This is a genomic window from Streptomyces bauhiniae (assembly GCF_004784475.1).
Lineage (GTDB): Bacteria > Actinomycetota > Actinomycetes > Streptomycetales > Streptomycetaceae > Streptomyces > Streptomyces seoulensis.
In genome coordinates this window covers 1-25,035 of the sequence record NZ_SRRT01000006.1, presented here as the reverse complement: position 1 = coordinate 25,035, position 25,035 = coordinate 1, and the positions used below count along the sequence as shown (strand labels likewise).

Genomic DNA, 25,035 nt, shown 5'->3' with positions numbered 1-25,035 from the left:
CTCTGGGCGTTCCGTGCCGTTCCCGGCGCGGGGGCGGGTCGGTGGGTCAGTTGTCGGAGTAGCTGAAGTCACCCATCGTCCAGGCGGTGACATCCTCGATCGCGACGCGGTACATCCCGCCCGTCATCGGGATGCCCACGGTGCCCTGGAGGATGCGGGCGACGTGGAAGTGAAGGTGTGTGGGGGTCCCGTCCTGGGTGGCGGGGGCGTCGAAGACGGCGCAGAACTCGCCCAGATGGGTGGAATCCCGCAGTACTTCGGACACCCTGCGCCGCCACATGGCTTCGGGAGCCAGTCGACCGGTGATGACAGCACCACTGGTGACCACGGTGAGGGACATCTGATTGCTCTGCCCGGACTCCACGAGGGCGGCGATGTCAACGATCAGCTCGTCAGGCTTCGGCATGACGTCGGATTCTATGCGGCGGCCCCGGCGGGGCGGCACGGACCGTCACAGAGACCACCGGAGGCGAATACCTCTCCATCGGACACGCGAAAATCTATCCCGGCCACAGTAGACATTCGCGATGTGCTTGGTTACGGTTTCTCTCGTAGCCGAGATCGATCAAGGCCCGGCAGACACGAACTGCCGGGCAGCAGCACAGGTATGACAAGCGATCGGTTCAGAGGGAAGAACGGAGGAGTCGAGCGCCATCAGGATCGCCCGGACCGGCAGGACATGAGTCCGGGTACCGCAGGACATCGATAGGCAGGTGGTCTCCGGTCACGCATCCGCGATCCCCGCACCCCCGTCGGCGTATCGGGCGGCTGTGCGGACACAGAAGGCCGACGCGGTATTAGGGTCGGCAGATGGTTGCAGTTCCTTCGGGGCCTTGGTGCTGTACGGCACCAAGGCCCCTCCACGCGTTCCACAGAGAGGTGAGATGACAGCAGACGAGTCGCTGGGCCGTCTTGACGACGACGATTACCCCGCCTACACGATGGGCCGGGCCGCCGAACTGATCGGTACCACGCCCGGCTTCCTCCGTGCCCTCGGCGAAGCACGACTGATCACACCCCTGCGCTCCGGGGGTGGACACCGCCGCTACTCCCGCTATCAACTGCGGATCGCGGCGCGCGCGCGTGAACTCGTGGACCAGGGCACGCCGATCGAGGCCGCGTGCCGGATCATCATCCTCGAGGACCAGCTCGAGGAAGCCCAGCGGATCAACGCCGAGTACCGCCGTGCCGGCGCCTCGCTCGGCCCGTCTGCCGACGCCTGAAGTGAGCGGGCCCGCCGGCTCCGGCGGGCCCTCAGGCGGCGGGCTACTTCAGGTACACGATTCCGTCCGTGGTGACGGCCGGGCGGCCTGACGTGGCACGGACCACGATCTTCAGGGTGTGCTTGGCGCTCGTGGACCAGGTCTTGGTCCACAGGGCGCTGCGGTAGGCCGTGGTGGAGGACTTCAGGTCGGCGGTGGTGACCTTGGTGCCGTCGACGTAGATGTCCGCCTGCCCGGAGGCCGACGCGCGGGAGACCACCCACGCGACCGAGCGACCCGTGAAGGTCCAGGTCAGCGAGGCGTTCTTGGCGCTGCTGCTCAGGGACCTGCCGCCCAGGTAGCTAGTGGAGGACTTGGTGGTCCAGGCGCCGGACTTGGTCGCCGAGGTCTCCTGGAGGATCACCGGGGTGCCCGAGACGGAGGCGCTCGCGGAGTTGCCGGGGGTGTCGTACGCCCGCAGCGACCAGGCCGTCGCCGCGCCGGACTTGGCGGTCTGGGCCGCGCTGGTGACCGTCGGGCCGTAGGTCCTGGCGAGCGGCGCGGTGAGGCGGGTCTCCTTCAGGGAGACGTTGTCCGCGGCCTTCCAGCCGAGGGTGAGCGGGACGGCGGTGGTGTTGACCGTGCCGGTCCGCAGCGAGAGGTTCGGCTTGGTGGTGAAGGTGGGCGCGGTGGTGTCGGCGACGACCGTCCGCGTCGCGCTGGTCGCCGTACGGCCCGACTGGTGCACCGCCTTGACCTGCACCTTGTGCGTCCCCGCCGCGAGCGTCAGCTTGGCGGAGCTGGCCGAACCGGCGACCGTCGCCGCCGCCTTGCCGTCGACCAGGACCTGGAACGACGAGATCAGCGAGGCCGGGGTGGTCGTGGACCAGCTCACCGTGAGCGGGCCGTTGGTGTACGGGGTCGTGCCGACCGTCCCCGTACCGGTGACCGTGCCGAGGGTGAGGCCCGTGACGGGGCCCGCGGCCAATGTGCGGACGGTGCCGAGCGCGGCGTAGAAGGCGTCACCGGGGCACACCGTGTTGTACCCGTCGCGGTGGCCGTGGATCGCGGGGAGGGTCATCTCCTCGCCCGGCTCCCAGGTCCGGCCCGCGAGGTTCTGCCCGCTGAGCGCGGTGGTGAGGGTGACCGTCGCGTCCGGCTGCACCCCGTACTGGCCCAGCTTCCACGCGGCCAGGCGCGCCACCGAGGCCATCGCGGCCATCGGGGGCGGGGAGTCGACGTACGTGCCGAGGACCGCGATGCCGGTCGTCTGCGAGTTGAAGCCGTACGCGTGTGCGCCCACCACCGGGAGGTCGACCCCGCCCTTGCGGCCCTCGTAGATCGTCCCGCACTTGTCGACGACGAAGTTGTAGCCGAGGTCCTTCCAGCCGAGGCCGGTCACGTCGTACGTGTAGACCGCGTTGATGATCGACGGCGCCTCGGCGCAGGAGTAGTCGTTGGTCGAGGCGGTGTGGTGGACCACCACCGCCTTGATCTTTCCGTCGATGTACGTCGGCGCCTCGGGGCTGATGGATTCGTCGGCCTTCCACCCCGAGCGAGGGGTGATCGGTGGCCGGGGAACCGTGGAGCGCGGCGCGGTCGGGACGGACGTGGAGGGGGAGGGGGAGGGGGAGGGCGAGGCGGAGGGCGGGGCCGACTCGCTCTCCGACTCCGAGGGCGACTCGACAGGCGGTTCCGTCGACTGCTCCGGCGAGGACTCACCGGCCGACGGCTCGGCGGTGGTCTCCTCCGGTGGCGCGGGCTCGGTGGTGGGGACGTCGGTGGGTTCAGGTGTCTCGGTAGCCACGGGCTCCCCGGTGTCGTCCGGCCCGTCCGCGACGTAGGCCGCGGGCTCGGCGTCACCCCCGGTGCTCTTCCCGCCCGCCGTGATCATGTCGAGCCGGAGCCCGGCGGGCAGCTTCGCGGTGGCCCTGCCGTCGATCCGCGCCTCGACGCCGTCCGACAGCCCGACCCACGCGGGCTCGGTGCCGCCGCGCGAGGCGTTCTGCTCGCCCGCGCCCCGGTCGCTGTCCAGCAGCAGCCAGTTCGACCACTTCCCGGACCCCACGGCCCGCGACCGCACCTCGACCTTGCCGGCAAGCCTGGCGGAAGGTTTCTCCCAGCTCACCCCGATCATGCTGAACGGCTTGGCGTCCCGTCGCGCGAGCGTCGCACCCGTGCCGTCCCCCCGGACGGCCAGCGCGGCCGACCGCACCCCGTCCCGTACCGGGGCGGCGGCGGCCTTCCCGGCGTGCCCGGAGTCCCCGCCGCTCACCCCCTGCACGACCAACGTCCCGCACACGGCCGCCGCGACAGCCGCGCCCGTCCCCCACCAACGTGCTCTCATACCGGTACTGATGCCTTTCCCTACGGTGACTGGTCGCCGGAGCCTTCACGACTCCCCCCTCCCCAGGGGAATTCGGTGAAGAAGGTGACCAAAGGTGAGACCGTAACTGATGAGGTCATGCCATCCGTTGGCTTATACAGTTTTTTCCCTGGTCCATACCTGACCGTGGGTCTCAGCGCCGCAGCGCACGCGCGAGCCTGCCGAGCAGCACGGCGTTGCCAAGGCCGGCCAGGGCGGTGCCGACGGTGAAGACGACCAGGCTCAGCGAGCCGTCCCCCAGGGGCCCGGACACCGTGATGGCGACGATGCTGAGGGGCGCCGTGGCCATGAGCGGCCAGATTCCGGCGAAACCGGGGTCGGGGGAGAGGCACACGGCGTAGAGGAAGAACCCGATCGCCGCAGCGACCACGGCGAGGTACCCGCGCGAAAGCCAGTTGTCCACGGCGGGCGCCAGCAGTCCCCGCACCCGGTGCCGGGGAGGCACGTCGGCGGATCTGGAGGCGAGGGCGCCGAGCGCGGCCGCGTTCCCGAGGGCGCCCAGCAGGAGCAGTCCGACCCAGAACCCGGTGGCCAGCACCTCCACCGCCAGGCTGCCCTCGGTACCGGGACCGAAGGGGAAGGCCATGCCCAGGAAGGAGAGCGGCGCCGTGAGTGTCATCGGGTCCAGGCCCACTGCGCTCTCCGGGAAGGCGAACATGGCCACCACGGAGAGGGCGAGCACCGCGAGATAGCCCCGCGAGAGCCAGTTGCCGGTGGCGAGGGTGAAGAGGCGGCGGGGGCGGATGGCGTGCGGCATCGGGATCTCCTTCTGTTCGGTGATCCCACAGTGGGGCCGGGCCGCGCGCCGGGGATGAGTAGCCGTACTCATCCCTGCCCGGGCAAGCCGCACACCGGTACGGAGTACAAAGGGGTGCACGCCCCTAGAGCCCATCCGTAGAGCCCATCCGTAGAGCCCAGAGTCCGGAGAGCGCGTCGATGCCCTACCCCCATGTCCTGCTGTCCGCCGCCGTCTCGCTCGACGGATACCTGGACGACACCGGCCCCGAGCGGCTGCTGCTCTCCAGCCCCGCCGACTTCGACCGGGTGGACGAGGTACGGGCCTCGGTGGACGCGATCCTCGTCGGCGCCGGGACCATCCGCGCCGACAACCCCCGGCTGCTGGTCAACTCGCCCGAGCGCAGGGCCGCGCGGGTGGCCGAGGGGCGGGCGGAGTACCCGCTGAAGGTGACCGTCTCCGGGTCCGGCGATCTCGACCCGAGTGCCAATTTCTGGCACTCCGGCGGGGAGAAGCTCCTCTACACGACCGACGCGGGGGCGAAGCGGGCCACCGGCCTCCTCGGGGACACCGCCGACGTGGTCCCGCTCGGCCCCGCGCTCGACTGGCGGGCGCTGCTCGCGCACCTGCACGACGTACGCGGGGTGCGCCGGCTGATGGTGGAGGGCGGCGGCACCGTGCACACCCAGCTCCTCCAGCAGGGCCTCGCCGACGAACTCCAGCTCGTCCTCGCCCCGCTCTTCGTCGGCGACCCGGCCGCCCCCCGCCTCTTCGGCCCCGGCGCGTACCAGGGCGGCCGGCTGCGGCTGACCGACACCCGCCGGATCGAGGACGTCGTCCTGATGCGGTACGAGCCCACCGCCCCCGGCACCGGCCCGCTGGACACCGCCGCCGACCGGCACTGGCTGCGCACCGCCTGCGAGCTGGCCGCGCTCTGCCCGCCCTCGGCCACTGCCTTCAGCGTCGGCGCGGTGATCGTCGCGGCGGACGGCACCGAGCTGGCGCGCGGCCACTCCCGCGAGGGCGGCGACCCGGTGGTGCACGCCGAGGAGGCCGCGCTCGCCAAGCTGGACCCGGCCGACCCGCGCCTGCCCGGCGCCACCGTCTACAGCAGCCTGGAGCCCTGCGCCCACCGCGCCTCCCGGCCCGTCCCGTGCGCCGGGCTGATCCTGGACGCGGGGGTACGCCGGGTGGTCACCGCCTGGCGGGAGCCGGACACCTTCGTCACCGCGGCCGACGGCTCGGGCGTACTGGCCGCCGGGGGCGTGGAGGTGGTGACGGTGCCCGAGTACGCCGCTCTCGCACAGCGGCCGAACGCTCACCTTCCGCACTGAGGCCCACGTCACGGCCACGTGTGTGCGCCGGACCCCGCGGATGACGTATGCTTGAGACACAACGACGCGGGGTGGAGCAGCTCGGTAGCTCGCTGGGCTCATAACCCAGAGGTCGCAGGTTCAAATCCTGTCCCCGCTACTGAAGGCTCAGGGCCGGAATCCAGTAAATGGATTCCGGCCCTGAGTGTTTTCCGGACCGAGTTTTCTCCGGGGCGGCTGGTGTTTTTGAGTCACCAGTAAAACTCCTGTGACTCCTGAAGCGCAGTCAACTCGCCCTGTTCGTGACAGTCCTGACCGATTTACACCCCGTCAGAACGTCAAACGATCAAGCTGAACGGGCTTGGAATCCGGTGCGCGTGTCTATTAACGTTCGATAACGCAGCACGGTCGTTACAGCCGTCAGCAGAGACGGCGCCGTGCGCACACGCCGAATCCCGCGAGGGAACCGGGGACCCACCACTTTGGGGTGAATCGCGCCCGACCCACCGTGCACCGCCCTCGGAGCACGCCGGGTTTACGCGCGTAGGAGACCTTCCTGCTCCGAACCCGTCAGCTAACCCGGTAGGCGGAGGAGGGAAAGGAGTGCGCCCGCGTGGCGTCCAACCGGCCTGCCCCACAAGCCCCGTTCGCGCCGGACGCGAGTGAGCCCTTTGCCTACGGCGCCCCCCGTGCCGAGGACGGCGCGTGGGAGGAGTGGAACCCCACCGAGGAGTCCGTTTCCCTCGGGCCCGCCGCACGCGGCCGTCACCGCGTGGCCAAGCAGCGCGGCGGCGGACTCGCCCGCAGCTCCACCGTCCTCGGCGTCGGTGTCATCGCCGCCGTCGGCGCCGGTGGCATGGCGAGCGCCAACACCGGCAAGCCGCCCGTGTCCCTCGCGCTGCCCGACCTGCCCTCCGTGGACTCCCTGATCGACGGGCACCACCACACGGAGACGCCCGCCGCCTCCCTCGCCGGTGTCGCCACCGCGACGGCCACTGCCGCGAGCGACGACTCCACCGCCGACGCGGGCGAGGCGCTGCGCAGCCGGATCATGGCCCAGGCCGAGCGGCAGCAGAGCAAGGCCGACAGCCGGGCCACCGCGGCCGCCGTCGCCAAGGCCGACCAGCAGGCCGCCGACGCCGCCGCCAAGGCCGCGAAGGAAGCCTCCGAGAAGGCCGCCGCGGCCAAGGAGAAGGCGGAGGCCGACGCCGAGAAGAAGGCGGAGGCCGCCCGGCTCGCCGCGCTGGCCAAGCAGTACACGCTGCCGACCTCGTCGTACACGATCACCTCGACCTTCGGGCAGGCCGGCTCGATGTGGTCCTCCGGGTACCACACCGGGCTCGACTTCGCCGCGCCCACCGGCACGCTGATCAAGGCGATCCACAGCGGCACGATCACCGAGGCCGGCTGGGCCGGGGCGTACGGCTACCGCACGATCCTCACCCTGGACGACGGCACCGAGCTGTGGTTCTGCCACCAGTCCTCGATCAGCGTCAGCGCCGGGCAGAAGGTGTCCACCGGCGAGGTCATCGGGCGGGTCGGCGCGACCGGCAATGTCACCGGGCCGCATCTCCACCTGGAGGTCCACCCCGGCGGGCAGCCCACCGGTATCGACCCCGGTGCGTGGCTGCGGGGCAAGGGGCTCAACCCCTGAGGGGTCCTGCCGGGGCTTGACCGGGTCCTTGCCCGGAACCGGAATGGACGGGGCCCGAGTGATCGTTGAGAAGAGGTATGACTGCTTCTCTGCGCAAGCTCGGTTCCTCCTCCCTCGAGGTCTTCCCGCTCGCCCTCGGCGGCAACGTGTTCGGCTGGACCGCCGACCGGGACACGTCCTTCGCCGTCCTCGACGCGTATCGCTCCGCGGGCGGCAACTTCATCGACACCGCGGACTCCTACTCGGCCTGGATCGAGGGCAACCAGGGCGGGGAGTCCGAGACGATCATCGGTGAGTGGGTGCGGGCCCGGGGGGTCCGCGATCAGGTCGTCATCGCGACCAAGGTCAGCCAGCATCCCGAGTTCAAGGGGCTGAAGGCCGCCAACATCAAGGCCGCGGCCGATGCTTCCCTGCGGCGGCTCGGGACCGATCACATCGATCTCTACTACACCCACTTCGACCAGCCCGACGTGCCCGTCGAGGAGATCATCGGGGCGCTGGACGAGCTGGTGCGGGCGGGGAAGGTGCGGTACATCGGGGCGTCCAACATCAGTGCGGAGCGGCTGAAGGAGTCGCTGGAGTTCTCCGAGCGCTCGGGTCTGGCGCGGTATGTGGCTCTCCAGCCGCACTACAACCTTGTCTCGCGTGACACGTACGAGGGGCCGTTGCAGGATGTGGCCGCTCGTGAGGGGCTTTCGGCTGTGCCGTACTTCGCGCTGGCCTCCGGGTTCCTGACCGGGAAGTACCGGGCGGGGGCGACTGTGGACAGCGCGCGGGCGAGTTCTGCGGCCAAGCATCTCGACTCCGAGCGGGGGCAGAGGGTGCTGGCCGCGCTGGATGAGGTGGCCTCTGCTCATGACACCGCTGTGGCTACGGTTGCGCTGGCCTGGCTTGCTGCTCAGCCGACTGTCGCCGCGCCTATCGCTTCCGCGCGGACCGTGGATCAGCTTCCGGCGTTGGTGGATGTGGCGGAGCTGACGTTGTCTGCGGCGGAGTTGGATCGGTTGACGGAGGCGTCTGCATAAGGGTGAGCGGGTGCGGGTTCGTTGTGGCTGGTCGCGCAGTTCCCCGCGCCCCTTTAGGTAGGCACTCGCCCCCGCGCCTTAATGGTTCCCCCTACGTGCGGTACGGGTTGTAGCCCGCGTAGGGCGGGGCCGGGTGGCCGTAGCGCTGCCAGTACGTGATGGGGGACGGGGGTGGGGCCGTTGCGTGGGCCGCGTATTCCAGGGCTGGGCGGGAGGGGGCTCGGTGTTGCCACAGGGTGGCCAGGAGTGCGTGCTCTCGGGTGGTGAAGTCCGGGCCCATGCGGCCGGCGCGGGCTCGGTGGCGGAGGAGGGCCAGTTCGGTGGCGGTGGTTTCGTAGTGGACGACTGCTCGGGCGGCCGGGCGGCCGCCCAGGTGGCGGCGGGCGTGGTCGCGGGCCAGGCGGCGGGCGCGTAGGGAGCCGAGGGCGAAGGGTTCGGCGGGGGCGAGCCAGCCGGCGTAGACGTAGACGGGGAGTTCCTCGCGGGCCACGCGGAGTTCGCGTTGCCGGGAGCGGATCAGCAGCCAGGCCAGCAGGCCGAACGCCGGGGCCATGAAGCCGCCGTAGACGACGAGGAAGCCGAACTGGCCGAAGGCGGCCGAGCCGTTCCACAGGGCGTGCATGCTCATGGCGAGCAGGAGGCCGCCCACCGGGAAGAGCCAGCGCAGCCGGTGCCTGCGGGGCAGCGCGGCCAGGCCGAAGCCGATGCCGGTGAACACGGTGAACAGGGGATGCGCGAACGGCGACATCACCCCGCGTACGAAGAACGTCGCAGCGGTCACGGAGACGATGCCCGAGGTGCCGATGGACTGGTCGGTGCCGAAGGCGTTGCCCAGGTAGAGGATGTTCTCGGTGAACGCGAACCCCGTCGCGGTCACCCCGGCTATCGCCGCGCCCCCGACCGGCCCGGTGAAGTCCCGTCTGCGGAAGACGAACACCAGCAGGACGGCGGCGGCCTTCGCGGACTCCTCCACGACCGGCGCGATCACGGTCGCGCCGAGCGTGTCCGCGCCGGACGGGTCGGCGGTCGCGGTGGCGATCCAGTGGGTGGCGAAGCTGTTGGCGACGATGGCGATGAGCGCCGCCGCGCAGGCTCCCCACGCGAAGGCGAACAGCAGGTTCCGCCAGGGTCCGGGCCGTACCCGGTCCAGCCAGCGGAACGCGGCTATCAGCCAGGGCACGGGCACCACGGCCAGCCCCAGCCCGACGAGGAACCCCTCGGTGCCGGTCTGCCGCCGCACCAGCGCCAGGATCACCAGCCCGGACAGCGCCAGCAGCCCGCCCAGCGCCCCGTGCCGCACCCACTCCCGCCGCCACCAGACCGGCCGGGGGCCGTCGGGGTGGGGCGGGTACGACGGAGAACTGATGGCCACGCCATCGACCTTAACGGTCAGCGGACCGTACGGCCTGGGGCTTTACGGCCCGGTGGGCTACGGGTGCGGGTGCGGTACGCGGTGGAAGAGGAGGTCGTTCACCACGTGGCCCTTGTCCAGGCCCTGGCCCTCGAAGCGGGTCAGGGGGCGGAACGCGGGGCGCGGGGCGTAGCCGCCCTCGGCGCGGGTGTTCTCGAAGTCGGGGTGCGCGTCCAGCACCTCCAGCATCTGCTCGGCGTACGGCTCCCAGTCCGTCGCGCAGTGCACGGTCGCGCCGGGTGCCAGCCGGGTCGCGGCCAGGGTGAGGAACTCGGGCTGGATCAGGCGCCGCTTGTGGTGCCGCTTCTTCGGCCAGGGGTCGGGGAAGTAGACGCGGAGCCCGTCGAGGGAGTCGGGGGTGAGCATCTCCCGCAGCAGGATGATCGCGTCGCCGTTGCCGACCCGGACGTTGGTCAAGCCGCCCTGCTCGGCGAGGTTCAGCAGGTTGCCCTGGCCGGGGGTGTGCACGTCGACGGCGAGGATGTTGGTGTCCGGAGCGGCCGCCGCCATCTGCGCGGTGGCCTCACCCATGCCGAAGCCGATCTCCAGCACGACGGGGTTGGCGTTGCCGAACAGCTCCGCGAGGTCGATCACCCGCTGCCCGTCGATGTCCAGCCCCCACTGCGGCCACAGCCGGGCCAACGCGTCGGCCTGCCCGGTCGTGACCCGGCTCCGCCGGGGCTGGAAGCTGCGGATACGCCGCTCGAAGTGCGATCCGGCGGGATCGGGCTGCGGCCCGTCCGGAAACCGGGGCTCGCCCTTGCTCCGCGAGGTCCGCGCGGACGGCCCGGGCGTCGAGGGCAGCGCGTTGCGCGGCTCGGCGTCGGCGGGCCGGATGGCTTCGGGGGTGTTCACGGAGTCAGACACAGTGCCTCCGATTTTAGGCGCTCCCCGGACCCGCCCCCGGCCGCCGACGGCCGTGCGGTCGGTCACGGAACCCCTCACAGCGCCCGCAGCATCTCCAGTGTCCGGCGGCTCACCTCCCGGCCGATCGGCAAAGACGCCGTTGCCGCCGGGGACGGGGCGTTGAGTACATGCACCGCGCGGGCGCCCTCGCGGATGAGGAAGTCGTCGACCAGGGTGCCGTCGCGGGTGACCGCCTGGGCGCGGACGCCGGCCGGGGCGCGGACCAGGTCGCGTTCCTCGACGCCGGGGACCAGGCGGCGGACCGCGTCCAGGAAGGCGGGCCTGGAGAGGGAGCGGCGCAGTTCGCCCGCGCCGTAGCGCCAGTGTCTGCGGGCCAGGGCCCAGGCGCCGGGCCAGCCCGCGGTGGCGGCCAGTTCGCGCGGGCGTACGACGCCCCAGCCGTATCCCTCGCGGGCGAGCGCGGGGACGGCGTTGGGGCCGACGTGGACCCCGCCGTCGAGCCCCTTGGTCAGGTGGACGCCGAGGAAGGGGAACGCCGGGTCGGGCACCGGGTAGACCAGGCCGCGCACCAGCTCCGGGCGGGCCAGCTCGTAGTACTCGCCCCGGAACGGCACGATCCGCACCCCCGGCTCGTCCCCGGTGAGGCGGGCCAGCTCGTCGCAGTACAGGCCCGCGCAGTTGACCAGGACGCGGGCGCGGACCACCTGGCCGGCCGAGGTCAGCACCGCCACGCCCCGGTCGGGGCGCCGGTCCACCCGGACGACCCGCGAGCCGTACCGGATCTCGGCGCCGGAGGCACGGGCGAGCTGCCGGGCGACGGCGGTGAAGTCGCAGACGCCGGTCGTGCCGACGTGGATCGCGGCCAGGCCGCGCACCTCGGGCTCGTACTCGGCGATCTGGGCGGCGCCCAGCTCGCGGACCGGGATGCCGTTCTCCCGGCCGCGCTGCACCAGGGCGTGCAGCCGGGGCAGCTCGGCGCGGTCGGTGGCGACGATCAGCTTGCCGGTGACGGAGTGGTCGATGCCGTACTCCGCGCAGAACTTGATCATCTCGGCGGCGCCGCGCACCGCGTACCGCGCCTTGAGCGAGCCCGGCCGGTAGTAGATGCCGCTGTGCACGACCCCGCTGTTGCGGCCGGTCTGGTGGCGGGCCGGTCCCGGCTCCTTCTCCAGCACGGTGACCCGCGTACCCGGCGCGGCGCGCGTCAGGGCGTACGCCGTCGACAGCCCGACGATGCCGCCACCGACCACCAGCACATCGCAGTCGTACGCGTCCGCCCGCACCTGCACCACCTCCCGGCCTCGATAGTGCACTGCGCCACTGACAACGCCTTCAAACCGCGCCACAGCAGCCTTGTGCCGGCTACGCGGGAGCCATCAGCAGGGGGCGGGCCCGTTCGCGGAGTTCCACCACGCGGGGTTCGTCGCCGTAGGGCTCCAGGCGGTGGAGGAGGTCCTTGACGTACTCGGTGGTGCGGGCGGAGGAGATGCGGCCGGCCACCTCGACCGCGCGGACGCCCTGCTCGCAGGCCGCGTCCAGGTTGCCCGACTCCAGTTCGGCCACGGCGGAGACCACGAGGCGCAGCCCGTGCGAGCGGACGAACTCCTCGGTCGGCTGGGACAGCGCCTGCTCGGTGAAGCGCCGCACCTGGCGGGGTGCCTTGAGGTCGCGGTAGCACTCGGCGGCGTCGGCGGCGAAGCGGTCGTAGCCGTAGAAGCCGAGCCAGGTCGGGTCGCTGTCGCCCTCGCGGGACCGCTCCAGCCAGCCCTCGGACGACTTCAGAGCGGCCCCGGCCGCGTGCGCGTCGCCCGCGCGCGCGTGGGCCCGCGCCTCGACCAGCCGGAAGAAGCTCATCGTGCGCGCGGTGGCCAGCCCCCGGTTCCGCTCCAGGGCGGCCTGCGCGAGGTCCACGCCCTCGTCACCGAAGCCCCGGTAGGTCGCCTGGAGGGACATGGAGGCGAGCACGTAGCCGCCGAGCGGGACGTCGGCCGCCGCGCGGGCGAGGCGCAGCGCCTGGATGTAGTACCGCTGGGCCGCCTCCTGCTGGCCGGTGTCGAAGGCCATCCACCCCGCCAGCCGGGTCAGTTCGGCCCCCGCGCCGAACAGCGCGCGGCCCACCTCGTCGGAGTACGAGCCGAGCAGCAGCGGAGCCGCCTCCACCCTCAGGCACTCCGGCACCATCGAGGAACGCCAGTCACCGCCGCCGTACTTGGAGTCCCAGCGCCTGGCGTCCTCGGCGGCCTCCCGGAGCTTCTGCACATCGCTGTGGCCGACTTTGATCGGTGCGGAGGCGCCGCTCTCGGGGTGCGCCTCCCGTTCGACCGAGCTGTCGGCGGGGGTTATCAGCCATCGGGAAGCGGGCGTCGCGTAGGCGCTCACGGCGAACGAACCGGCCAGCGACTGCCAGATCCCGCCCGACCCGGCACGGCGTCCGGCCAGGTCCAGGCGGTACAGGTCGGTCGCCGAGCGCACCGCCTGCCCCACGTCGCGCGGGAAGGCGAGGCCCACCTCGGGCGCGGGGTCGGCGTCGGCGAGACCGATCTCGTGCAGCGGCACCGGCCGGCCGAGCTTCTGCCCGATCGCGGCCGCGATCAGATGCGGCGCCGCACCCTGCGGCACCATCCCCTTCGACACCCAGCGCGCGACCGAGGTCTTGTCGTACCGGAGCGTCAGACCCCGTTGCGCACCCAGGTCGTTGACCCGGCGGGCGAGGCCCGCGTTGCTGATTCCCGCGAGGGCGAGAACGGTGCCGAGTTTCTCGTTCGGCCCGCGTTGCTCCCTGGACATGCGCCACCCCTCGACACAGACGGCTGCCCCGCTGGCATAACCACGCGGCATTCGTAAACACAGCGTAGTTCGCCGCATCCCAAGCGTTAAGGGGCATTGTTCCGGATGGCGCGATTGCGGTCCGTACGGGAGTACGGCCCTGTACGCACCGTGCACGGAACGTCGCGGCGTGCCCCCGCGCGTGTGGCCGTGCGCCTGTCCGTGCGCTCTGGTCCGGCCACCGGGGGAGCGGTTCCATGGCTCTGCGTGGGTCGGCCCGCTGTACTTGCGTCCAGTGGGCTGGGGGACGCCGCCGCCTACATCCCCGCGGGCGGCGGACCGGTCCGGGAGGCGACGCCCGCCTCCCGGGCCGTGCGCGCCCGCCGGGCCGCCGTGCGCTCCGCAGGGCCTGTACGGAGCGTGCTCACATCCCGTGCCCTGGCGCCAAATTGGCCGAAAACAGCCGTCGTTCCGTCGCCCGTATTTCCGTTCCCACCACGGCACTTGAGGGCGCGAAGGGCGTTGTGGGGGAGTGAACCGGGGCGCATTCGCATCGCTCTCCCCGCCCCCTCCTCCCGCCAACCCGCGCAGGCAGGACGCGAGTTCATCCTGCCCGCCGCGCCCCGCCGTGTCCCGGCCGCGCGCCGGGCCCCGCCGTGTTTCCTGGTGATTTCCCTCGCTCGAAGGCGGCGCCACCACCCTTCCCCGGCGCGTTCTTCATGGCAGCATGGGGTCCGGTTCGTGCGGTGCTCTGGTGGTCCACAGCCTGTGGAGGCGTCGATGCGGTGGTTGGTGGGTTGGAGCAGCACCGCCGCGCGCGCTCTCGGCGCCGAGACCGCGGGAGCCACCGGGTACGACGGCGAGACCCTGCGCCCCGTCGGCTCCCACCTGCTGTGGGGCGACCCCGATCCGCTGTGGGCCGTGGGCGACTGGCGCCCCGACGAGGTCCGCGTGGTGCACGCCGACGCCGAGAACCGCATCGCCGTCCTCGGCATCTGCGGCGCCTCCGACGAGGAGCTGCGGCGCGGCCTGTTCACCGCGCGCGGCGGCGCCCTGCGCCACCTCACCGCATGGCCGGGCAGCTACACCGCCGTCGTCCAGGCCGGCCGGCGCATCACCGTCTGCGGCGACCTCGCGGGCGCCCGCCCGGTGTTCCACGCCCCCTGGGAGGGCGGCACCGCCTACGCCACCGCGGCCCTCCCGCTCGCCGACCTCACCGAGGCCAACCTCGACTTCGGCCACCTCGCCGCCCTCCTCGCCGCCCCCGAGGTACCAGCCGCCCTGCGCGACACCACTCCCTACGAGGGCGTACGCCGCGTCGCGCCGGGCCACGCGCTGGTGCTGCGCGCCGGAGCGCGCGACATCGTCGGCTACGAGCCGGTCGCCTCCCTCGCCGTCGCCGCGCCCCCCGCAGACCCCGACCGCGCGGTGGACGCCGTACGGGACGCCCTGGTGGAAGCCGTACGGGTCCGGCTCGCCGCACCCCGGCACGTCCCCGGACTCGACCCCGGCCCGGTGCCCGGCATGGGCCCGGCCGAACGGCGGGCGGCCCGCGGCATGCCGGTGCCCGGCATCGGCGCCGACCTCTCCGGCGGCCCCGCCTCCGGCACCCTGGCCCTCCTCGCCGCCGGGCTCCCCGGCCGGCCCGGCACCCTCCTCGGCCACGGCACCGGCGCGGGCGAGCGCCTCCTCGCCGTCACCTTCAACGACCTGGCCGTCGGCGGCCGCGAGGCCGAACTCGAGCGCGCCGGAGCCCTCGCCGCCAACCCCCGCCTGCACCACGTGGTGGTCACCGGCGCCGAGGACACCCTCCCCTACGCCGACCTCGACGGCCCCCTCACCGACGAGCCCGGCCCCTCCCTGGTCACCGCCGCCCGGCACCGCGCCCGGCTGGCGGCGGGCAGCGCCGACCACTTCACCGGCCACGGCGCCCGCCAGGTGCTCGACGCCCACCCCGCCCGCCTCGCCGACCTGCTGCTCGACCGCCAGCGGCGCCATCTGGTCCGCCCGGTCGCCGCCCTCACCCGCGCCGACGGCTCGGTCCTGGTCCCCGCCCGGGTGTACGGCGCCGCCCGGCGGCTGTCCCGTACCCCGTACCGCACCGGTCTGGAGGCGCTGGCCGAGCGGCTGATGCGGCGGCGGTTCGACGAGCCCAAGGGGGCGGTCGGTGCCTCGCTCGCCGCGCTGACCTGGGCGAGACCCGGTCCGGCCGCCCGGTGGCTCACCGGGGAAGCACTGGCCGAAGTATCGGTTCTCCTGCAGACCGGCGCCGACCGGGCGGCCGGCGGGCCCGGACAGAGACCCGGCGAGTTCCGCGCCCGTACCGTCCTCGCCCGGCACGCGGCCGATCTCCGCGTCCTCGAACAGGCCGCCGAGGTCCGCTCGCAGCGGCTGCACGCGCCCTTCCTCGACAACCAGGTCGTCCGCGCCTGCCGCGACCTCCCCGAGGCCCTGCGGGTCAAGCCCGGTGCCCGCGCCGCCGTGCTGCGCACGGTGCTGGAGGGTGCCGGGGTCACCGAACTGCCGCCCGGCTGGGGCACCCCGTCCCACGCCTCCTCGGCCGCCGCCGCCCGCACGGGTCTGCGGCTGGCCGCCGACTCCCTGGTCGACCTCTTCGACACCCCGCTGCTCGCGGACGCCGGGCTGGTCGAGGCCCGCGTGGTCCGCAAGGCCGTCCGGGAGGCCGCCGCCGGCGAACCCCTCCCACTGGACGGCCTCGCCGACCTCGTCTCCCTGGAACTCTGGCTGGGCCGCCTGCTGTCCCGCCGGGGCACCTGCTGGACCGGCACCCCGGCCCGCGCCCGCGCGGTACCGGCCGGCATCGCTCCGCAGCGCGGGGCTCTGAGGGCGGGAGCCCGGCCGAGCTAGCCGCAGGAGAACCGGGACTTGGCCCAGTCCGCCAGGGCCGCCTGGTCGAAGTGCGTGCCGCGGGGCTCCACCACCAGCCGTACCGTCTTGCGCCCTGCCAGGTTGACGTGGACCGGTACCGCCGGGTCGCCGCCGGAGAGCGTGCCGGACTGCCAGAGGCGGGCGCCGTCCGCGTACACCGCGAAGGCGACCTTGCCGAGGCCGAGCGTCATGTCGTCCACCCCGACCACCGCGTCATAGGCGCTGCACTCGCGGTTGAGGTCGACGGTCACCGAGGAGTCGCCGCGCACCGTGACACCGGGGGAGTAGCGCTCGCCGCCGATCGACATGCCGTACCGCTGCCACACCCAACTGCTGTCGCCGAGCCGCACCTCGGGCTCGGAGCCGTCGCCGGTGAGGTCGTAGCTGAGTTCGCTCAGCTCGTAGGACCGGGGCGGGGGCGGCGGAGGGGTGGGGGTCGGGGTGGGCGTGGGCGTCGGCTTCGGGGGCGTGGGGGTGGGCGTCGGGGTCGGCTTCGGCTTGGGCGTCGGCTTCGGGGCGGGTTTCGGGGTGGGCGTGGGCTTCGGCTTCGGGGTGGGCTTCGGCTCCGGCTTCTCCGCCACCGGGACGACGGGGGCGGGGGCGGGCGGCTTCGGCGCGGGCTCCTTCTTCTTCGCCGGCGGCGGGGGCGGCGCGGGCGGCGGGGTCTGCTGGACCACCGGCGCGGAGGGCGACGGCTTGGCGATCTCCTTGGCGGGCTGGCTGTCGTTCACCAGCGCCAGGGCCACGGCGGCGGCCGCCACCGCGACCACACCGGTGGCGATGCCGGCCTTCACCGGCGCGCCCAGCCCTTCCGAGGCCGCGCCGCCGCCCGCCGCCCCGCCACCGGTGGACCCGGTCGCGGCTGCGGCGGCACCCGCGGCGCCCACGCCCGCGCCACCGGCGATGACACCGAGCGCCTTGGCGTACCCGGCGGCGCCGAACCAGCCGATGACCGCGATCGGGACGACGGCCGGGATGCCCCCGGCCACTTCCTCGATCTGCGCGGCCGCCAGCCGGCACTTGGCGCACTCCTCCAGGTGCTTGCGCAGCCCGCGCTCGGCCCGGATGCGCAGCTTTCGACGCGCGTAGCCACCGAGCTGGTCGGCGTAGCGCGCGCACTCCTCGTCGTTCACCAGGGTCGCGCTGACGTGCGCCTGGAGGTACGCCTGCTTGAGCCCCTCACGGGCCCGACTGGCAAGCACCCGCGTGCCGTTGGCGTCCAGCCCGAACAGCACGGCCACCTCGCTGGGCGACTCGTCCTCCACCTCGGTGTGCCAGAGCACCGCCTGCCAGCGCTCGGGCAGCGAGCGGAACGCCTGCATGGCCAGGGTCTGTTCGGCCTCGTGCATCGCCCGTACGTCGGCCCCCAGATCGGCGCCGAAGGCACCCAGGGCCCCGGTGTCGTCGGCCACCTCGGCGGCCCTGGACGCCTGTTGGGCGAACACCGCGAAGTCGTCCACGAGTTGCTCGCGCTTGGCGGACTGCGTCCAGTGCGCGGCGACCCGGCGCACCGAGGTCAGCAGATAGGCGCGTACCGCGTACTCGGGGCCCGAACCGCCGCGCACCGCCTGCAGCATGCGGGCGAACACCTCGGCCGTGAGGTCGTCCGCGGTGTGCCCGTCCCGGCAGCAGGTACGCGCGTAGCGTCGCACCGCGTCCGCGTGCCGCCGGTACAGCTCCTCGTACGCCGAGTCGTCCCCGGCGCGCATCCGCTCGATCAGCTCGCCGTCGGCGGGAGGGGCGTCGGGCGGGGGCGGCAGCGCGCTGCCCTCGCGCTGGGCCGGGAGACTCGCCCGCTCGCCGCCGCCCGAGGCGGCCCGGCCGCCCTGGCTCGGCACCTGCGGCGAGGTCAGCCCCCCGGCCTCCGCGTCACCACTACTACCGTCGGCGCGCGCGCCGTCCCACCCGTCAACGCCCATCGCGTAAAGCCCCCGACACCGGCACAGCCCAATCCTTTACGGGCTCAGCGTGCCATAGCCGCATTCGGCACCGGTCCACTCGTCCGACCCGTCACTCATCCGAGCGGAAGTTTCACCAACCACCCGCAAAGAGTTCCGAACAAGCGCCCCCGGCGCGGGGGTTCGGCGCGCCGCTACGCGGGCCGGGACCGCAGTCCCTCCAGCAGGATGTCGAGCAGCCGCGCGGAGGCGGCCGCCTGCTGCGCCGCGTCCGGCAGCGAGGGCGCCGCCGTGGCGATCACCAGGAGTACATCGGACACGGACACGTCGGCCCGCAGCTCCCCGGCCGTCCGGGCGCGCTCCACGAGCCGGCCGACCACGTCCAGCAGCGCTGCCGTACCCGGCTCGCCGCCGCCGTCCACCAGCCGCAGCTCACCGGCGCCGGCCTGGGACCGCTGCTGCGGGACCCGCGCCTCGTCGGCCGCCGGAGCACCGCCCTCCTCGGCGACCCCGACCCGCAGCACCTGCGGCGGCAGCAGCCGGCCCGCGCCGGACGCCACCGAGGTGCGCAGGAAGCGGGAGAGCGCCGACCACGGCTCGTCCTCCTGGCCCAGCGCGGTCCGCGCCTGCTCGGTCAGCCGCGCGGTCTCCTCCTCGGCGATCCGCCGCACCAGCACGTCCTTGCTGGGGAACCGCCGGTACACCGTGCCCACACCGACCCGCGCCCGCCGCGCCACGTCCTCCATCGGCGCGCCGTACCCCAGCTCGCCGAACACCTCACGCGCGGCCCTCAGCACGTGCTCCAGATTGCGCTGCGCGTCCACCCGCAGCGGCGCCGCACGCCCGCCGCCCGTCCGTCCCGCCGACGCGAGGGGCGCCGCCGACCAGTGCGTGTCCTGAACATGCATGTCTTCCCCCGGTAATGACGTCTCCCCCCGGAGACTCCCCGCCACTGATTTCCGAAAGCGCGGAAAACTGGCGCCGGTCCTGAGCGGGCCCGCACCCGGCGACCCCCTCGACGACCCTCCCGCACCCCGTCGACACAGCAACATAGTTGAGCGGGAGTCAATTCAGAAGGGGTAGGTTCCGCACAGTGCGCCCCTCGATCGGAGTACGAGCCATTTATGTCCGGATTCCGTACCCCCGCACATCCGGCCGCCGGGCACACACCTTGCCAAGGCTGTGGACAAACACCAGCGCCGGGTGCGTCATGGGATGGTGAAGGAACGCGCGCGCATTCTGGTCGTCGGCGGTGGCTACGTCGGCATGTACACCGCCCTGCGTCTCCAGCGGAAACTGAAACGGCAGCTCAGACGCGGTGACATCGAGATCACCGTGGTCAGCCCCGACCCCTATATGACGTACCAGCCGTTCCTCCCCGAGGCGGCCGCCGGCTCGATCTCCCCGCGCCATGTCGTCGTCCCCCTGCGCCGCGTGCTGCCCGAGTGCCGCGTGGTCATCGGCGAGGTCACCGCCGTCGACCACGCCGTACGCACCGCCGCCGTCACCACCCTCGCCGCCGAGCAGCACGGCCGCGCCGCCGAACTCTTCGGGTACGACGAACTCGTCCTCGCCCCCGGCTCCGTCTCCCGCACCCTGCCCGTCCCCGGCCTCGCCGAGCACGCCATCGGCTTCAAGACCGTCGAGGAGGCCATCGGGCTGCGCAACCACGTCATCGAGCAGATGGACATCGCCTCCTCCACCCGCGACCCCGCCCTGCGCGACGCCGCCCTCACCTTCGTCTTCGTCGGCGGCGGCTACGCCGGGGTGGAGGCCCTCGGCGAACTCCAGGACATGGCCCGCTACGCCGCCCGGTACTACGCCAACCTCCGCCCCGAGGACATGAAATGGGTCCTGGTGGAGGCCACCGGCCGGGTCCTGCCCGAGGTCGGCCCCGAACTGGGCCGCCACACCGTCACCCAGCTCCGCCGCCGCAACATCCAGGTGCTGCTGAACACCCGCCTCGAATCCTGCGCCGACCGGGTCGCCGTCCTCAGCGACGGCCGCCGCTTCCCCACCCGCACCGTCGTCTGGACCGCCGGCGTCAAACCCCACCCGGTGCTCGCCGCCACCGACCTCCCCCTCGACCCGCGCGGCAGGCTGCGCTGCACCGCCCAGCTCGCCGTCGAGGGCACCGAGCACGCCTGGGCCGCGGGCGACGCCGCCGCCGTACCCGACGTCACCGCCACGGAGCCCGGCGCCACCACCGCGCCCAACGCCCAGCACGCGCTGCGCCAGGCCAGGGTCCTCGGCGACAACATCGTGCACACCCTGCGCGGCGAACCCCTGCGCACCTACTCCCACCGGCAGCTCGGCTCCGTCGCCTCCCTCGGCCTGCACAAGGGCGTCGCCCAGGTGTACGGCCGCAGGCTCACCGGCCGCCCCGCCTGGCTCCTGCACCGGGCGTACCACCTCAGCCGCGTGCCCACCTTCAACCGCAAGGCCCGCGTGCTCGCCGAATGGGCCCTCGCGGGCCTCTTCAAACGCGAGATCGTCTCCCTCGGCTCACTCGAACACCCGCGGGCCGAGTTCGAACGCGCGGCCGGTGGAAAACCCCCACGGCGGCACCCCGACCCCCCGAAGGGGTCGTCCTGACCGGAGCCGGGAACTCCCCGGCCCGTACGGCCGTCTGACGGATGTCGCCGCGGACGGCCACCTGCCAGACTGCTCCACATCCTCGGACGGGCAACAGCCCGCCCCTCTGCACACGCGAGGCTTTCCCCACTGTGAACTTCACGCGCTGGAGCGCCCGGCTCCCCGGAACGCAGCGCCGCGCCGCAGCGCGGACCGAGCAGACGGTCCCCCCGGACCGGCGGAGCGAGAGCCCGGTGCCCGCCGCCCGCGCCGGACACCCCGCCTCCGCCGTCGACGGACTGCCCGCCCGCGAGGTCCTCGACCGCGTCCCGGCCCTCGTCGCCCTGGTCCACGGCCCCGACCACCGCCTCGCCCACGTCAACACCGCCTACGCCGCCGCCTTCGGCCCCCGCGCCCCCGGCACCCCGGCCCGCGACACCCTCCCCGAACTCGCCGAGCTGGGCCTCCTCCCCCTCCTCGACCAGGTGCTGCGCAGCGGCAGACCCCGCACCCTGAAGTCCCGCAAGGCCGTCGACGGCCGCTCCTACACGTTCACCTGCACCCCGGTCACCGGACACGGCGAACGGGACGCCGGCGTCCTCGTCTTCGCCACCGACGTCACCGACCACGCCGAGGCCGCCGAACGCCTGCGCGCCAGCGAGCGCACCCAGCGCCAGACCGCCGTCACCCTCCAGCGCTCCCTGCTCCCGCAGGACCTCGAGGAACCCGACGACCTGCGCGTGGCCGCCACCTACCAGCCCGGCGGCACCGAGGCCGCGGTCGGCGGCGACTGGTACGACGTCATCACCCTCGGCGGCGGCCGCACCGCCCTCGTCATCGGCGACGTCATGGGCCGGGGCGTGCGCGCCGCCGCCGTCATGGGCCAGCTCCGCACCGCCGTCCGCGCCTACGCCCGCCTTGACCTCCCCCCGCACGAGGTCCTCCAGCTCCTCGACGGCCTCGCCGTGGAGATCGACGCCAACCAGATCGCCACCTGCGTCTACGCCGTCCACGACCCCAACGAGGGCCGCCTGGTCTACGCCTCCGCCGGCCACCTGCCGATCCTGGTCCGCGACGAGAACGGCGAGGTCCTGCGCGCCGACGAACCCACCGGCCCCCCGCTGGGCACCGGCGGCTGGGTCCACTCCTCCGGCTCCGTCCCCCTCGGCCCCGGCGCCACCGCCGTCCTCTACACCGACGGCCTGGTCGAACGGCGCGACCAGGATCTCGACGAGGGCATCGCCGCGCTGGCCCGCGCCCTCTCCGGCGCCACCGGCACGCCCCAGGTCGTCTGCGACCGCCTGGTCCGCTCGGCCGGCGTCACCGCCGACCACGACGACGACGTGGCCGTCCTCGTCCTCCAGCACCCGCACCGCACCGGCCCCGCCGCCGACCTCTTCCGCAACGCGGCTCTGGACCTCCTCGGCGGCGTCGAGGCCGCCCCGCGCGCCCGCGCCTTCGCCTCCGGCGTCCTTACGAGTTGGCGCTTCCCCACCGAACTCCACGACCTCGGCGTCCTCGCCACCAGCGAACTCGTCGCCAACTCCCTCCAGCACGGCACCCCGCCCATGCGCCTGAGACTGCGCCGCACCGACCGCCGCCTGATCATCGAGGTCACCGACGGCGACGACCACCTCCCGCGCCGCCGCCGCGCCGAACCGGCCGACGAGTCCGGGCGCGGCATCGACATCGTCGCCACCATCGCCTCGGGCTGGGGCTCCCGCCGCACCCCGGGCGGCGGCAAGGCGGTCTGGTGCGAGTTCCTGCTCCCCAAGCGCTAGCGCTCTGCGTATATGCGGAAGGGCCGGAAGCACGTGATGTGCTCCCGGCCCTTCCGTCGTATCTACGTACTGCTTATGCGCTGACCGACTCCGCCGGCGCGCCGCCCCGCGCCACGACCCGGCTCTTCGCATGCGCGGCCCACGGATGGTCCTGCGCGGGCGTGAGCCGTCGGCCCAGCCGCACCGCCAGCACACTGATCGCCACCGAGAACAGCGCGAACGTCACGATGTACGGCGCGTGCAGCGAGGCACCCAGCGGCCCGCCGATGGCCGGCCCGACCGCCAGCGCCAACTGCTTGACCAGCGCGAACGCCGAGTTGTACTGCCCGGCCATGCCCTCCGGCGCCAGATCGGCGACCAGCGGCGCCACCGTCGGCGACAGCATCGCCTCACCGAGCCCGAACAGCGCGTACGTCGAGACGAACGCGGCCGTGGCCATCTCCTGGCTGCCGTGCCCGAGACCGGCGTACCCCGCCGCGAGCCAGGCCACGGTCCAGATCAGACCGACCACCGCGATCACTCGCGACCGGCGCCGCCGCTCCACCAGCTTCAGTACGGCGAACTGCGCGACGACGATCATCAGCGTGTTGGCGGCGAGCGCGGTGCCCAGCGTGGACGTGGATATCCCGGCGGCCTCGACGCCGTAGGCGCTCAGACCGGACTCGAACTGGCCGTAGCAGGCGAAGAACAGCACGAAGCCCAGCACGCAGAGCTGCACCATCGCCCGGTTCCGCACAAGCTGCCGCCAGCCGCCCCCGGTCGAGCCGGAGGGCAGGTCGGTGAGGCGCGGCGCACGTGGCATCCGCACCGTCGCCATCAGTACGGCGAGCAGCAGGAAGATCGTGGCCTCGATGGTGAACAGCACGGTGAAGGACGAGGCGCGGCTCGTGTCGACCAGGTGGCCGCCTATGAGGCCGCCGACGCCCAGACCGAGGTTCTGGAGGAAGAACTGCATGGCGAACGCCCGCGACCGGGTCGCGGTGGTCGAGCAGTCCACGATCATCGTCGCCAGCGCGGGCTGCATCACCGCCTGCCCGGCACCGAGCGCGGCCGCGGTCAGCAGTACGGACACCGCACTGCCCGCCAGCCCCAGGCCCAGGGCGCCGAGCGCGGACAGGACCAGGGCAGCGAGCAGGACGGGCAACGGACCGCGCCGGACGATCGCCCGCCCGGCGAACGGCAGCGCGATCAGCGCCGCCACGGCGAAGACGGCGAGCACCAGCCCGGCCGTCATGGCCCCCAGTCCTCGCACCTGCGCCACATAGACGTACAGATACGGGACCGTGAAGCCGAGTCCGAACGCGCTGAGCGCGTTGCCCACGTGGATGCGGGGCATCGCCGCCCCCATCGCCCTGGTCACGTTCACCTCTTCCACAAGTTAGGAGTGAAGACTTCAAAGCTAAAGTTCGAAGCTAAAGACTACATGCCGAAGGACTTCAAAGCAAAGAGCCCCCGTGCCATACTCCTTGCCATGGCCGACACCGCCGGCGTCCCGGAGCCGACACTCGAAGAACAGATCGCCGCCTACCAGCGCGAGTTCCAGGACCTCGACCCCCAGGTCGAGGCGATCGTGTCGGCACTGTCCCGGCTGAACCGCCGGATGAACGTGGCGTACGGCCGCCAGACCTCCGAGCTGGGCATCAGCAACGCGGAGTGGGAAGTACTGAAGGCACTGGTGCTCTCCGGCGCCCCGTACCGGCTGGGCCCCGGCGAGCTGGCCAAGCGGCTCGGGCTCACCCCGGCCGCCATGACCCACCGGATCGACCGGATGGTCACGGAGGGCCTGGTCACCCGCGAGCGCGACGAGTCCAACCGCGTCCGGGTCATCGTGGAGCTGACCACCGAGGGCCGCGAGAAGTGGCTCGAGGCGATGCGCATGGCGACGGTCTTCGAGGAGGACCTGCTCCAGGACCTCACCGCCGGGGAGCGCTCCGTATTGGGAGAGGTCCTCACCCGGCTCCTCCGCCGCGTGGAGCACGCCCAGCCCGACGCCGAAGGCCGGCTCTCCGACCTGGACTGACGGCCCGACCAGGGCCGGCAACAGGTGCGGCAGAAAAAATCTTGACAGGGGGGCTTGACCCGTCCCCCGGCGAGTCCGTAGAGTTCTTCGGGTTGCACGGAGCCGTAACGGTTCCCCGCGACACCTCGCCGCCTGGAGCGGCAACCTCACACCAACCAGTACGACCATCCCCCTGGGATTGCTTTCGGCGCGTCCGAATTCAATTCGAATGGGAACCGGCGGCCCGATTAGGAACTGCCGGGGATGATCCGCTAAGGTTTGAGACGTCGGAACGGCCCAGCGGGCCGGGAAGACAACCCCCTCTGACTGGGAATCAGACGCCGAAAGGATCTGATAGAGTCGGAACCGCCGGAAAGGGAAACGCGAAAGCGAAAACCTGGAAAGCGCCGAGGAAATCGGATCGGAAAAAGATCTGATAGAGTCGGAAACACCGAAGGGAAGCCCGGAGGAAAGCCCGAGAGGGTGAGTACAAAGGAAGCGACCGTTCCTTGAGAACTCAACAGCGTGCTAAAA

18 protein-coding genes, 1 tRNA gene and 1 riboswitch are annotated in these 25,035 nt (G+C 72.7%); of the genes, 9 read left to right on the top strand and 10 right to left on the bottom strand.

Annotated features, from left to right (window positions below; all coding sequences use genetic code 11):
- Positions 1 to 46: 46 nt before the first annotated feature.
- The gene (locus E5083_RS19845) at positions 47 to 406 is read right to left on the bottom strand and encodes a hypothetical protein (protein ID WP_135787079.1); all 360 of its coding nucleotides are present in this window, start codon (positions 404 to 406) and stop codon (positions 47 to 49) included.
- A gap of 478 nt (positions 407 to 884) precedes the next feature.
- Here E5083_RS19845 and E5083_RS19840 point away from each other — a divergent pair, with 478 nt between their 5' ends.
- Positions 885 to 1,223 (top strand): MerR family transcriptional regulator, encoded by a 339-nt coding sequence (locus E5083_RS19840; protein WP_030817149.1) that lies wholly within the window; start codon positions 885 to 887, stop codon positions 1,221 to 1,223.
- A gap of 43 nt (positions 1,224 to 1,266) precedes the next feature.
- Here E5083_RS19840 and E5083_RS19835 read toward each other — a convergent pair whose 3' ends face one another.
- Positions 1,267 to 3,549, bottom strand: coding sequence for an N-acetylmuramoyl-L-alanine amidase (locus E5083_RS19835; RefSeq protein WP_135787078.1), 2,283 nt, complete (start codon positions 3,547 to 3,549; stop codon positions 1,267 to 1,269).
- 172 nt (positions 3,550 to 3,721) lie between these two features.
- Positions 3,722 to 4,345, bottom strand: a complete 624-nt coding sequence (locus tag E5083_RS19830; protein ID WP_135787077.1) for an SCO4225 family membrane protein — start codon at positions 4,343 to 4,345, stop codon at positions 3,722 to 3,724.
- Between the two features lie 179 nt (positions 4,346 to 4,524).
- On the opposite strand from E5083_RS19830, the gene E5083_RS19825 reads away from it, so the two are divergent.
- The 4 genes from E5083_RS19825 to E5083_RS19810 all read left to right on the top strand — a co-directional run bounded on the left by E5083_RS19825 (position 4,525) and on the right by E5083_RS19810 (position 8,316).
- Positions 4,525 to 5,658, top strand: a complete 1,134-nt coding sequence (locus tag E5083_RS19825; protein WP_135787076.1) for a dihydrofolate reductase family protein — start codon at positions 4,525 to 4,527, stop codon at positions 5,656 to 5,658.
- A gap of 65 nt (positions 5,659 to 5,723) precedes the next feature.
- Positions 5,724 to 5,797, top strand: a tRNA-Met gene (locus E5083_RS19820).
- A 276-nt stretch (positions 5,798 to 6,073) separates the two neighbouring features.
- Positions 6,074 to 6,241, top strand: a riboswitch (cyclic di-AMP (ydaO/yuaA leader).
- A 9-nt stretch (positions 6,242 to 6,250) separates the two neighbouring features.
- Positions 6,251 to 7,291 (top strand): M23 family metallopeptidase, encoded by a 1,041-nt coding sequence (locus E5083_RS19815; RefSeq protein WP_135787075.1) that lies wholly within the window; start codon positions 6,251 to 6,253, stop codon positions 7,289 to 7,291.
- A 77-nt stretch (positions 7,292 to 7,368) separates the two neighbouring features.
- Positions 7,369 to 8,316: an aldo/keto reductase gene (locus E5083_RS19810; RefSeq protein ID WP_135787074.1), complete on the top strand. Its 948-nt coding sequence runs from the start codon at positions 7,369 to 7,371 to the stop codon at positions 8,314 to 8,316.
- A 91-nt stretch (positions 8,317 to 8,407) separates the two neighbouring features.
- Here E5083_RS19810 and E5083_RS19805 read toward each other — a convergent pair whose 3' ends face one another.
- The 4 genes from E5083_RS19805 to E5083_RS19790 all read right to left on the bottom strand — a co-directional run bounded on the left by E5083_RS19805 (position 8,408) and on the right by E5083_RS19790 (position 13,381).
- The gene (locus tag E5083_RS19805; RefSeq protein ID WP_244317584.1) at positions 8,408 to 9,688 is read right to left on the bottom strand and encodes a PrsW family intramembrane metalloprotease; all 1,281 of its coding nucleotides are present in this window, start codon (positions 9,686 to 9,688) and stop codon (positions 8,408 to 8,410) included.
- Between the two features lie 57 nt (positions 9,689 to 9,745).
- Complete coding sequence (gene trmB / locus E5083_RS19800; RefSeq protein WP_208754103.1) at positions 9,746 to 10,594, bottom strand: tRNA (guanosine(46)-N7)-methyltransferase TrmB; 849 nt, start codon at positions 10,592 to 10,594, stop codon at positions 9,746 to 9,748.
- Positions 10,595 to 10,668: 74 nt separating this feature from the next.
- Positions 10,669 to 11,886 carry an L-2-hydroxyglutarate oxidase gene (gene lhgO / locus E5083_RS19795; protein WP_135787494.1) on the bottom strand — a complete coding sequence of 406 codons (1,218 nt, stop codon included), beginning with the start codon at positions 11,884 to 11,886 and terminating at the stop codon, positions 10,669 to 10,671.
- Between the two features lie 70 nt (positions 11,887 to 11,956).
- Positions 11,957 to 13,381 (bottom strand): NsdA family TPR-like regulatory protein, encoded by a 1,425-nt coding sequence (locus E5083_RS19790; protein WP_135787073.1) that lies wholly within the window; start codon positions 13,379 to 13,381, stop codon positions 11,957 to 11,959.
- A gap of 759 nt (positions 13,382 to 14,140) precedes the next feature.
- On the opposite strand from E5083_RS19790, the gene E5083_RS19785 reads away from it, so the two are divergent.
- Positions 14,141 to 16,228: an asparagine synthase-related protein gene (locus E5083_RS19785; RefSeq protein ID WP_135787072.1), complete on the top strand. Its 2,088-nt coding sequence runs from the start codon at positions 14,141 to 14,143 to the stop codon at positions 16,226 to 16,228.
- Here the strand turns inward: E5083_RS19785 and E5083_RS19780 are convergent.
- Both E5083_RS19780 and E5083_RS19775 read right to left on the bottom strand, forming a co-directional pair.
- Complete coding sequence (locus E5083_RS19780) at positions 16,225 to 18,168, bottom strand: sigma-70 family RNA polymerase sigma factor (RefSeq protein WP_135787071.1); 1,944 nt, start codon at positions 18,166 to 18,168, stop codon at positions 16,225 to 16,227. The genes E5083_RS19785 and E5083_RS19780 overlap by 4 nt on opposite strands.
- A 173-nt stretch (positions 18,169 to 18,341) precedes the next feature.
- The gene (locus tag E5083_RS19775; protein WP_135787070.1) at positions 18,342 to 19,055 is read right to left on the bottom strand and encodes a TetR/AcrR family transcriptional regulator; all 714 of its coding nucleotides are present in this window, start codon (positions 19,053 to 19,055) and stop codon (positions 18,342 to 18,344) included.
- A 307-nt stretch (positions 19,056 to 19,362) separates the two neighbouring features.
- Here E5083_RS19775 and E5083_RS19770 point away from each other — a divergent pair, with 307 nt between their 5' ends.
- Both E5083_RS19770 and E5083_RS19765 read left to right on the top strand, forming a co-directional pair.
- Positions 19,363 to 20,742 carry an NAD(P)/FAD-dependent oxidoreductase gene (locus tag E5083_RS19770; protein ID WP_135787069.1) on the top strand — a complete coding sequence of 460 codons (1,380 nt, stop codon included), beginning with the start codon at positions 19,363 to 19,365 and terminating at the stop codon, positions 20,740 to 20,742.
- A 131-nt stretch (positions 20,743 to 20,873) separates the two neighbouring features.
- Complete coding sequence (locus tag E5083_RS19765; RefSeq protein WP_135787068.1) at positions 20,874 to 22,502, top strand: ATP-binding SpoIIE family protein phosphatase; 1,629 nt, start codon at positions 20,874 to 20,876, stop codon at positions 22,500 to 22,502.
- Between the two features lie 73 nt (positions 22,503 to 22,575).
- Here E5083_RS19765 and E5083_RS19760 read toward each other — a convergent pair whose 3' ends face one another.
- Positions 22,576 to 23,838 carry an MFS transporter gene (locus tag E5083_RS19760; protein WP_208754124.1) on the bottom strand — a complete coding sequence of 421 codons (1,263 nt, stop codon included), beginning with the start codon at positions 23,836 to 23,838 and terminating at the stop codon, positions 22,576 to 22,578.
- A gap of 135 nt (positions 23,839 to 23,973) precedes the next feature.
- Here E5083_RS19760 and E5083_RS19755 point away from each other — a divergent pair, with 135 nt between their 5' ends.
- Positions 23,974 to 24,522, top strand: coding sequence for a MarR family winged helix-turn-helix transcriptional regulator (locus E5083_RS19755; protein ID WP_135787066.1), 549 nt, complete (start codon positions 23,974 to 23,976; stop codon positions 24,520 to 24,522).
- The last annotated feature ends 513 nt before the right edge of the window (positions 24,523 to 25,035 follow it).

Bases quoted from the DNA above. Each gene is read 5' to 3' on its own strand.
- E5083_RS19845 (WP_135787079.1), bottom strand. From the start codon at position 406: ATGCCGAAGCCTGACGAGCTGATCGTTGACATCGCCGCCCTCGTGGAG.
- E5083_RS19840 (WP_030817149.1), top strand. From the start codon at position 885: ATGACAGCAGACGAGTCGCTGGGCCGTCTTGACGACGACGATTACCCC.
- E5083_RS19835 (WP_135787078.1), bottom strand. From the start codon at position 3,549: ATGAGAGCACGTTGGTGGGGGACGGGCGCGGCTGTCGCGGCGGCCGTG.
- E5083_RS19830 (WP_135787077.1), bottom strand. From the start codon at position 4,345: ATGCCGCACGCCATCCGCCCCCGCCGCCTCTTCACCCTCGCCACCGGC.
- E5083_RS19825 (WP_135787076.1), top strand. From the start codon at position 4,525: ATGCCCTACCCCCATGTCCTGCTGTCCGCCGCCGTCTCGCTCGACGGA.
- E5083_RS19810 (WP_135787074.1), top strand. From the start codon at position 7,369: ATGACTGCTTCTCTGCGCAAGCTCGGTTCCTCCTCCCTCGAGGTCTTC.
- E5083_RS19790 (WP_135787073.1), bottom strand. From the start codon at position 13,381: ATGTCCAGGGAGCAACGCGGGCCGAACGAGAAACTCGGCACCGTTCTC.
- E5083_RS19785 (WP_135787072.1), top strand. From the start codon at position 14,141: ATGCGGTGGTTGGTGGGTTGGAGCAGCACCGCCGCGCGCGCTCTCGGC.
- E5083_RS19780 (WP_135787071.1), bottom strand. From the start codon at position 18,168: ATGGGCGTTGACGGGTGGGACGGCGCGCGCGCCGACGGTAGTAGTGGT.
- E5083_RS19775 (WP_135787070.1), bottom strand. From the start codon at position 19,055: ATGCATGTTCAGGACACGCACTGGTCGGCGGCGCCCCTCGCGTCGGCG.
- E5083_RS19770 (WP_135787069.1), top strand. From the start codon at position 19,363: ATGGTGAAGGAACGCGCGCGCATTCTGGTCGTCGGCGGTGGCTACGTC.
- E5083_RS19760 (WP_208754124.1), bottom strand. From the start codon at position 23,838: ATGCCCCGCATCCACGTGGGCAACGCGCTCAGCGCGTTCGGACTCGGC.
- E5083_RS19755 (WP_135787066.1), top strand. From the start codon at position 23,974: ATGGCCGACACCGCCGGCGTCCCGGAGCCGACACTCGAAGAACAGATC.